Source organism: Neisseria sp. P0021.S007 (assembly GCF_051956855.1).
The window spans coordinates 1-437 of the sequence record NZ_JBQCXA010001763.1; the positions used below are offsets into that span (position 1 = coordinate 1).

Annotated in this window: 1 pseudogene; it reads right to left on the reverse strand. The window is 56.5% G+C overall.

Annotated features, from left to right (window positions below):
• Positions 1-437, reverse strand: a pseudogene (gene cysJ / locus ACTHUR_RS21335) (NADPH-dependent assimilatory sulfite reductase flavoprotein subunit); the annotation flags it as partial.

Below are 437 nucleotides of genomic sequence, written 5' to 3' on the forward strand. Positions count from 1 at the left end.
GTATAGGGTTTGTGCGTCCAGTGGGTGCGGATAGGCTGCGAATACGCCTACGGGCGGTGTGGCGGCGAGGTAGGCATCCAGTTGGGCTTTATCTGCGGCTATGGCTTTGAGTTCTTCGTTGTTTGTTAATTCGGCGTATTGTTGGACGAATGCCGGTGTGTTTTGGGTGATGTCTGCGGATTCGGTCAGGGCGGTGCGGATGTCGGTTTCGCGGCCGTCTGAAAGTTGGACGGTTTCGCTGCCGGTCAGTTGGTTGAGGTCGAGGATTTCTTGAACGAGGTCGGCGGCATTCAGCGGCCATACGCCGAGTGCGTCGCCTGCCTGATAATGCAAACCTGAGCCGCTGAGGTCGATTTCGATGTGTTCGACGTCTTTTTCTGCGGTGCGTGAGGTGATTTTCTGGCGCACGGAGAGGGTGGCTGTGTAGGGGTTTTCTT